3 protein-coding genes are annotated in these 9,158 nt (G+C 73.3%); 1 reads left to right on the top strand and 2 read right to left on the bottom strand.

Annotated features, from left to right (window positions below; genetic code table 11):
* Positions 1 to 118 precede the first annotated feature (118 nt).
* Entirely contained in the window at positions 119 to 1,471 is a 1,353-nt protein-coding gene (gene ccrA / locus AB8O64_RS32555) for a crotonyl-CoA carboxylase/reductase (protein WP_370423207.1), read from the bottom strand.
* A 499-nt stretch (positions 1,472 to 1,970) separates the two neighbouring features.
* Complete coding sequence (locus AB8O64_RS32560) at positions 1,971 to 2,801, bottom strand: 4'-phosphopantetheinyl transferase (protein ID WP_370423209.1); 831 nt, start codon at positions 2,799 to 2,801, stop codon at positions 1,971 to 1,973.
* A gap of 280 nt (positions 2,802 to 3,081) precedes the next feature.
* Here AB8O64_RS32560 and AB8O64_RS32565 point away from each other — a divergent pair, with 280 nt between their 5' ends.
* Positions 3,082 to 9,075, top strand: coding sequence for a beta-ketoacyl synthase N-terminal-like domain-containing protein (locus AB8O64_RS32565; protein ID WP_370423211.1), 5,994 nt, complete (start codon positions 3,082 to 3,084; stop codon positions 9,073 to 9,075).
* The last annotated feature ends 83 nt before the right edge of the window (positions 9,076 to 9,158 follow it).

A 9,158-nucleotide genomic window follows, 5' to 3' on the forward strand; every position in this document is an offset into this window, starting at 1 on the left:
TCTGTATCTGAAACGGAATCAAGAAAGCACAGGCTCTGCGCACGACGAAGGGCTGCCACCGTCGCCCGAGGGGAGGTGGCAGCCCGTGGCCGAGCCGGGAGAGCGGGGGAGAGGGGCGTCAGCCGGCCGGCTGCTCCGGGGTCCGGAAGCGGTTGATGGCCGGCAGGTGCTTCTCGCGCAACGCGTGGTCACGCACGCCGAGGCCCTCCCGGGGGGCCAGGGCGAGCACGCCGACCTTGCCCTGGTGGAGGTTGCGGTGCACGTCGTACAGGGCCTGGCCGGTCTCCGCCAGGGCGTAGGTCCGCGACAGGGTGGGGTGGATCCTGCCCTTGGCGATGAGGCGGTTGGCCTCCCAGGCCTCGCGGTAGTTGGCGAAGTGCGAGCCCACGATCTTCTTCAGCGACATCCACAAGTAGCGGTTGTCGTACTCGTGGTTGTAGCCCGAGGTCGAGGCACAGGTGACGATCGTGCCGCCCTTGCGCGCGACGAAGACGGAGGCGCCGAAGGTCTCCCGGCCGGGGTGCTCGAAGACGATGTCCACGTCCTCGCCGCCGGTCAGTTCGCGGATCCGCTTGCCGAGCCGCTTCCACTCCTTGGGGTCCTGGGTCCGCTCGTCCTTCCAGAACCGGTAGCCTTCGGCGCCGCGGTCGATGACCGCCTCGGCGCCCATGGCACGGCAGATCTCCGCCTTCCGCTCGCTGGAGACCACACAGACGGGCGTGGCGCCACCGGCCAGCGCGAACTGGGTGGCGAAGGCGCCCACGCCGCCGGAGGCGCCCCAGATCAGAACGTTGTCGCCCTGCTTCATCCCGGCACCGTTGCGGGACACCAGCTGGCGGTACGCCGTGGCGGCGACCAGTCCGGGGGTGCCGGCCTCCTCCCAGGTGAGGTGGGCGGGTTTGGGCATCAGCTGGTTCGCCCGGACCAGGGCCAGTTCGGCGAGTCCGCCGAAGTTGGTCTCGTAGCCCCAGATGCGCTGCTGCGGGTCGAGCATCGTGTCGTTGTGCCCGTCCGGTGCCTCCAGGTCCACCGACAGGCAGTGCGCCACGACCTCGTCACCGGGCTTCCAGGCGTTGACGCCCGGTCCGGTGCGCAGCACCACGCCCGCGAGGTCGGAGCCTATGACGTGGTACGGCAGGTCGTGCCGCGCGGCCAGCGGCGACTGGGCCCCGTACCGGGAGAGGAAACTGAAGGTCGGCAAGGGTTCGAAGATCGACGACCAGACGGTGTTGTAGTTGACGGAGCTGGCCATCACGGCGATCAGGGCTTCGCCCGGCCCGAGTTCGGGCACCGGGACCTCGTCGAGGTGCACGGACTTGCGCGGGTCCTTGTCCTGGGTGGCGAGCCCGGTGAACAGCCCGGTCTCGCTCTTGTGCAGGGTGACGGCCCGGTAGGACTCGGGGAGGGTGAGCGCGGCGAAGTCTTCCGGTGCCGCGTCCCCGCTCACGATGGCGCTGACGATGTCCTGCATGCGACGTCCTCGGAGTGGAATGTACGGATGGCGCGGTCGGTGCGCGGTCGGCGCACCTCGCGGTGGGTCGGCCGGTCGGGGCCGGCCGCAGGGGCGGCGGTGAGGCCGCGGCGCATCGGGCCGGAGCCGGGGCGCCGGTACCGCGTGGCGTGGTGGGTCGGCCGCTGCGCGGGCGCGGGTGCCGGTGACGGCGTCTCCGGCGGCCGGTGCGCCCGCGACCTTTCGTGGGGTCGCACGGACCGCACGGAAGGCGCCGCGCATCCATGACGCCGGTGCCCCTGGTGACGTGCGGTAACCCTACTGGGGCCGGATGGGTGTTCCAAGGGGGTGATCGAATTCCTGCCGTCCTCGGCCCCACGGGACGGCGTACGGAGGGCCGGCCGGACTGTACTGGCTGGTTTCTTACGGGGTTTCGTCGGCGGAATGCTGAATTCCAGGATAAGTTTCGGCCATTTTCCGGGGAGCGGGCGGCAGTTGAAAAGCTTTCGCCGGCCGGGCATCACGGGGCAGCGGTTCGATGGGCGCCCGGCAGCGTGATCGCGGTGGCCACGTACGCGGCGCCGTCGCGGACGACGGTCCGCCAGTGTCCGGTGAACCGGTCGATCCGGCGCCCGCCGACCACCGGTCCGGGGACGTTCAGCGAGCAGGTGAAGGTGCCGTCCTCCGGATCGGGGGTGATGACGCAGTCAGGGAAGTCCAACCACCGTCCGGTCAGCGGGAACCACGTCTTGTACGTGCTCTCCTTGGCGCTGAACAGCAGCCGGTCCCAGGCCACCGCCGGGTGCGAGACGCTGAGCCGGTCCAGCGTGCGCCGTTCCTCGGGCAGTGCCACCAGTTTCTCGACGCCCGCGGGCAGCGGCGCGTGGGGCTCGGCGTCGATCCCGACCGAGGCGACCGCCGTGTTCCGCGCGACCGCCGCCGCGCGGTAGCCGTCGCAGTGGGTCATGCTGCCCACGATCCCCTCGGGCCAGACCGGGGCCCCGCGGTCGCCGCGCAGAATCGGCCCCGGCGCGATGCCGAGCCCGGCCAGCGCCGTGCGCGCGCACAGCCGGACGGTGGCGAACTCGCGTCGGCGCTTGTCAACCGCGCGTGCCACGATGTCGGCCTCCTGCGGGTACAGGTGGACGTCCGGGGGATCCGTAAACCGTTCCACGATGATGACGTCCGGGAACAGCCCCGCCAGCAGGCCCTTTCCGGTCTCGGGAACCGCCGGGCGCGGAAGGTGCGCGGCCTCGGCGCCAGGGGAGAGCTTCGTGGATGTCCGCCCTGGTGAACGGGGTGTCCGTATCGATCCGTTTGGACAGAACCCCGGTTCCTGAATGCCTGTCATGAACGAAGGTTACCCTTGCAGAAGTGGTCATGATCGACCAAGATGTGTTCCGTCGAAGCGCGATTTCCGGCCTCTCCAACGGAGGTTGGTTCTTCCGCTCGCGACGGTTCTTCCGAGGGACCGCTAGCGTCGGCGCATCGCCGCGCCGTCGGCGGGACTTCATCGCAATACATCGCAGGGTGGGGGATGTGATGATTCAGCGCTGCCGTTTTTCCTGGCCGCGTTCAGGTCGTGGTGTGTGTGTTTCCGCGCCACTTGCCCGTTTCGCGTGTGTGGCCGCATGCTGACCCGGCCGGTCGTTCTGGGGCTTCCCGCACTCTCTGTCAGTGGTCTGTCCGAGAACTGGCTGTTACGTGAGGCCGGTGACCTGCACTGGTCCCTCATCGGGGAGCACTTCGGTCTTCCCGTCGCCGAACTCGCCGACACCGACGGTAACCGGCTGCTGCCCGCCTTCACCCGCGCCCGGCTCATCGCGGCCGAGTCGCTGCGGTCCTTCACCGAGCACGACGAGGGAGAGCTGAGCGGCGCGCTGACCAAGCTCGACGAGCAGACATTCGTCAGCGACATCCGCTTCGCCACGGCCACCGCGCACGTCGACGTCCGGCTGCTCACGGCCTTCGTCCACCGCGGCGCCGGCAACTGGCTCGTCCCCGGCACCCCGCGGCCGCAAGGCGGCGCCCCGGTGGCGCGGCCCGCGGCGGAACACCTCGACTTCCACCGTGAGTTCCGCGCACGGACCACCCCGGCCCCCGACGGCGCCGGCCTGTTCAGCGACACCTACGAACTCAACCCGTTCGCGGACATGAACGCCGCCGGCCTGCTGTACTTCGCCTCGTATCCGCACATCAACGACCGCGGCGAGCGCAATTACGTCCAGTCTCTCGTGCCGGGCGGCGAGTGGGCCGTCGAGGCGGTCACCCTCAGCCGGGACATCGTCTACCTCGGCAACTGCGGCATCGACGACACGGTGCGCTACCGCCTGGACGACTGCCGACTGGAAGCGGACCACCGTGTGGTCCTCACGTCATCCCTGCTGCGGGAGCGCGACGGAAGGCCGCTCGCCCGCCTGGAGAGCGTCAAGCAACTCGTCCGGCCCGACGCCTACGCGGCCCTGTGGGACGCCGCGGGAGCCCCCGTCGCCGCCCCTTCCACTGCGCGGCCGGCCCTGGCCCCCGCCGCCTCCGAGAGCGTTGCGCCCGCACCCGACGACCTCGAGCCCCGGCTCCTGGCGCTGATGGAGAGCGTGCTCGACGAGCCCGCCGGATCGCTGACCGCGGACGACGACCTGCGCGGGCGCGGACTGGACAGCCTGGCGCTGTCGGAAGCCGCTGCCCGGGCCCGCGACGAGAGCGGGCTGGAGATCGACCCCAGCACCATGTTCCAGGCCTTCACCGTCGCCGCCATGGCCCGCGTGCTGCGCGGTGAGCGCCCCGCTCCGGCCCCCCTCACGGCCGCCCCGCCCGCCGCGCCCCGCTCCGACGCGGGGGCGCCGATCGCCGTGATCGGCATGGCCGGCCGGTTCCCCGGCGCGTCGAGCGTGCCCGAGCTGTGGGACCTGCTGGGCCGGGACGAGGACGCCGTCCGTACCGTCCCCGCCGACCGCTGGGATGCGGCCGCCCACCCCGGGCTGGTCGACAAGGCGGCCCTGCTCGACGACATCCGCCGCTTCGACCACGAGTTCTTCTCCATCAGCCCGCGCGAGGCCGCACTGATGGACCCCCAGCAGCGGCTGCTGCTGGAGGTGGCCTGGGCGACGGCCGAGGACGCCGGGTGCGACCCGACCTCGCTGGCCGGCAGCCGCACGGGCGTCTACGCGGGCGTCTGCCACTCCGACTACGCCGCCGTCCTCGCCGAGCACGCGGGCCGCGACGAGCCGCACCTGAGCGTCGCGGTCTCCCCCTCCCTGGTGGCCAACCGGGTGTCCTACGCCCTCGGGCTGCGCGGGCCGAGCGTCGCCGTCGACACCCTCTGCTCCTCGTCCCTGGTGGCCGTCGCGCAGGCCGTCGCGGCCCTGCGCGCCGGTGAGTGCGACCAGGCGTTCGCCGGCGGGGTGAACGTGCTGTGCGATCCCGCCCGGCAGCACGCCTACCAGCGCACCGGTGTGCTGAGCCCGCGCGGCCGCTGCCACACCTTCGACGACGACGCCGACGGATACGTCCGCGGCGAGGGCGTCGGCGCCCTGCTGCTCAAGCCGCTGGACCGGGCCCTGGCCGACGGCGACCGCGTGCACGCGGTGATCCGCGGCGTGGCCGTCAACCACGGCGGGCAGGCACAGTCCTTCACCGCGCCCAACCCGGACGCGCAGGCGGACCTGCTCGTCACCGCGTACAACGAGGCGGGAGTCGACCCGGCGACCGTCGGCTACATCGAGGCGCACGGCACCGGCACGCGCCTGGGCGACCCCATTGAGATCTCCGGCATGGTCGCGGCGTTCGAGCGCCTCTACGACCAGTGGGGTCACCCGAAGCCGGCCGCGCCGCACTGCGGCGTCGGCTCGGTCAAGACCAGCATCGGCCACCTGGAGGCGGCCGCCGGGATCGCCGGAATGATCAAGGTGATCCTGGCCATGCGTCACCGGACGCTACCGGCCAGCCGCAACGTGCGCCGGCCGAACAAGATGATCAAGGTCGACGGCACCCCGCTGCGGCTCCAACTCCAGCGCGCCGCCTGGGAAGCGCCCGCCGGTGGCGGTCCGCGCCGGGCCGGCGTCAGCTCCTTCGGCATGGGCGGCACCAACGCGCACGTCGTGCTGGAGGAGGCACCCGAAGCGGCGGCCCCGGCCACGACCACCCCGCTCCCGGTGCTCGTCCCCGTCTCGGCCCGTACGCCGCGGGCCCTGCGCGAGGCCGTGGCCGCGCTGCTGGAGGTGGTCCGCTCCGCCGACGCCCCGCCGCTCGCGTCGATCGCGCGGACCCTGCGGACCGGTCGCGCCGCCCTGCCGTGCCGCGTTGCCGTCGAGGCGGCTGACCTCGGCGAACTGGCCGAGAAGCTCGCCGCGGTGCTCGCGAACGCACCGGCCGACGGCGTGGCCCCGGCCGAGGACCGGCCGGCCGCGGAGGGGGAGTTCACCGTCCCCGACGCCCCGCCGGTGTCGCTGCCGACCTACCCCTTCAGCCGTGACCAGCACTGGGCGGCACCCGTCGCGGGTGCCGAGTTCCTCACCACCACCTGGGAGGACGCGCCCGCACCGGACGCCGTCCACGACGGCCGGCTCCTGGTGCTCACCACCGACCCGGAGCTCGCCCGTACGGTGCTCGGTGACCGTGGTGTCGTACACGCCCCCGGGGACCCGCTGCCCGAGGCGAGCGGCCTGACCGGTGTCGTCGACCTGGTCGACTGGTCCGCGCCCGGGACGTGGGTCACCGAGCGGGTCGCGCTGCTGCAGCGCGTCCTCACCGCGAACCCCCGCATAGGGCTGCGCTGCGTGCACGTCAGCGGCGCCGAACGCTCCGCGCTCGCCGGCTTCTACCGTTCGCTGTCCGGCGAGTTCCCCGGTGTCCACGGGCGGACCGTCCGCGTGGACGGCGGCCCCGCCGAACTCGTCGCGGCCGTCAGGGCCGAGACCTCGGCGGCCGACCGGGAGACGGAGATCCGCTACGCGGGGGCCCGGCGCCGCCGTCCCGTGGCCGCCTTCGCCCCGGCGGCGGCCGGTGACGATCCGCTCGCGGACCTCGGCCGTGGCGCGGTCCTCATCACGGGCGGCCTGGGCGGCATCGGCCTGCGCCTCGCGGCCCACCTCGCCGACCGCGGCGCCCGGCACATCGTGCTGGTCGGCCGCTCCCGGATGCCGGTCCGCAACCAGTGGGCCGCCCTCGCCGCCGAGCCGTCCACGGACCCGGTCCTGCGGGCCCGGCTCACGGCGCTGCTCGCCCTGGTCGAGCGCGGTGTGACGCTGACCGTGCGGACCGACGCGCTGGACGACGTCACCTCGCTCCGCCGGCTGATCGGCCGGGTCAGGAAGCAGGCCGGCGGGATCGAGGCCGTCTTCCACTGCGCGGGCGTCATGGACCCGCCCGCGTCCTTCCTCTCCCGGACGGCCGAGGAGATCTCCCGGGTGCTGCGGCCCAAGGCCGACGGCCTCGAAGTGCTGTGGTCGGCCTTCGGACCGAAGCCCCCGCGGCTCATGGTGCTGTTCTCCTCGGTGGCCGGGGCGGTGCCCCGGCTGGCCGCGGGCTATCTGGACTACGCGGCGGCCAACACCGTGCTCGACGACTTCGCCGCCGCCCACGACGGCGAGTCGGGCTGCGCCGTGCGCGCCCTGCGCTGGCCGCTGTGGCGCGGCGTCGGCATGGGCGTCGAGCGGACGAGCGCCGGCGCCGCCCTCGGCATACCCGACCTGGACGGGAGCGACGCCCTGGAACTGCTCGACCTCGCTCTGCGAGTGCCCGGCGAACCTGTGCTCCTGCCCTGCCGGGTGGAGCGCACCTCGCTGGCCGCCGACGAGCTGTTCCTGGCCCCGTCGCGTACCGCCCCGGCGGAGCGGGCGCCCGCGCGCCCCGCACCGGCCCTCCCGTCCTCCGACAGCGCCGGTGCCCTGCCGGACACGGCCGGGGAGGCCACCACGGACGACGCGCCGGACACGGCGGCGGACCTCGGCTGGCTGACCGCCCTGGTGGCCCGGACGACCAAGGTCGACGCGGCGCTGCTGGGCCCCGACACCCTGCTCGGCGACGTCGGCGTGGACTCGCTGCTGATGGCCGAACTGGTGCGGGACCTCGAAGCGGAGCTCGGCCACGCGGTCGACCCGAGCCTGCTCCAGGAACACCCGACGCTCGCCGGACTCGCCGGCGCGCTCGGTGCCCCCACCACCGCCCCCGCCGCCGGGCCGGCCGACCGGCCCGCACGTGCCGTCGTCACGGAACCGGTCCCCGCCCCCGACGGGCGGCCGACCCCGATCGCCGTGATCGGCATGGGCTGCCGGCTGCCGGGCGCCGCCGACCCCGCGCAGCTCTGGGACGTGCTGCTGGCGGGCCGCGACCTCGTCACCGAGGTGCCGGCCGACCGCTGGGACATCGGCTCGCTCTACAGCCCGGACGGCGGACTGGGGCGCAGCCAGAGCAAGTGGGGCGGATTCCTCGACGACGCCGCCCTGTTCGACCCGGAGTTCTTCGGCTTCGACGACGAGTCGGCCCGGCAGCTGGACCCGCTGGCGCGCAAGGCGCTGGAGGTGTCCGTGGAGTGCCTGCGGGACGCCGGCTATCGCGAGGACGAGCTGCGGGGCCAGTCGCTGGGCGTCTTCGTCGGTACCCGCACGGGCAACCACCGCGCGCATCTGCAGCCCCCCACCCGGCAGTACACGGCGGGTGTCAACCAGAACTTCGTGGCCGCGCACATCTCGCACTTCCTCGACCTCACCGGGCCGAACCTGGTGGTCGACAGCGCCTGTTCGTCGTCGCTGGTGACCATTCACCTGGCCGCGCAGAGCCTGGCGTCGGGCGAGTCGTCCATGGCTCTCGCCGGGGGCGTGGACCTGCTGTTCGACGAGGAGCCCTACCTCATGCTCAGCGCCGGCAAGGCGCTGTCGCCCAGCGGCCGGTGCCGCACCTTCGACGAGTCCGCCGACGGCCTCGTCCCCGGCGAGGGCGCCGGAATGGTGCTGCTCAAGCGGCTCGCCGACGCCCAGCGCGACGGCGACCGGGTGCTCGCCGTGATCGAGTCGTCGGGCGTCAACAACGACGGCCGGACCATGGGGCACACCACCCCCAACGGACGCGCCCAGCGCGCCCTGGTCTCCGACGTGCTCGCCCGCGGCGGGATCGACGCGCGCAGCATCGGCTACGTCGAGGCCCACGGCACCGGCACGATGATCGGCGACCCGATCGAGCTCCAGGCGCTGACGACCGTCCACCGGACGCACACCGACGACCGCGGCTACTGCGGCATCGGCAGCATCAAGAGCACGATGGGCCACCTGCTCAGCGCGGCGGGCGTCGCCGGCTTCATCAAGGCCGTACAGATCCTGCGGCACGGCCGGCTCGTGCCGACCCTGCACTGCCTGCGGCCGAACCCGCGCTTCGCGTTCGCCGAATCGCCGTTCTTCCCGGTGACGCGGGCCATGGACCTGCCGCCCGGCAGCCGGGTCGGCGTCAGCGCGTTCGGCTTCGGCGGCACCAACGCCCATGTCGTCCTGGGGCCGGGCACGCCCGGCGAACCGGGCAGGCCCCCGCTGCCGCTGCCCGTCTACCGGCGCCGCCGCTTCTGGCGCCTGCCCGCCGCGCCCGGGCCGGCCACGGCGCCGGTCCGCTCGGCCCGGCTCGACCTGACCCTCACCTAACCCCGGCCTGACCCTCACGCAACCCGGCGCGCCCGGGCCGTAGATCACGCTCCGCCGCATCGCCGATCACCAGGAGAGAACAC

Origin of the sequence: Streptomyces sp. QH1-20 (assembly GCF_041283565.1) — a bacterium.
Classification (GTDB): Bacteria; Actinomycetota; Actinomycetes; order Streptomycetales; family Streptomycetaceae; genus Streptomyces; species Streptomyces syringius.